The organism is Chryseobacterium sp. SIMBA_028, assembly GCF_046535285.1.
Classification (GTDB): Bacteria; Bacteroidota; Bacteroidia; order Flavobacteriales; family Weeksellaceae; genus Chryseobacterium.
The window spans coordinates 1-231 of sequence record NZ_JAWRWZ010000885.1 but is presented as its reverse complement, the minus strand read 5'-3'; the positions used below and the strand labels follow the sequence as shown (position 1 = coordinate 231).

The 231-nt window shown below is 52.4% G+C and carries 1 protein-coding gene; it reads right to left on the bottom strand.

Annotated elements, in window-relative coordinates:
* The coding region (locus SCA31_RS25745) for a hypothetical protein (RefSeq protein ID WP_410699761.1) at positions 1-231 on the bottom strand (231 nt) is incomplete at both ends.

Genomic DNA, 231 nt, shown 5'->3' with positions numbered 1-231 from the left:
CCGAATGAAAAAAACGCTTTGGCCTCCCGTGACCGGATGATCTTCAAAAAAGCTTTCATGCGCGCAAGGGCAAGTGGATCGAAGTATCCAGGCTTGCGATAGATCCCGCTCACCTCATAGAAATGCGTACCCCCGCCTCCACTGAAGCAAAGATAGTTTCGTTTGAAGTCGCTGACATAGTAGTGGTACGTGCGTATGTCAATGTGACCGGGCTGGCCACGACCGTCAGCC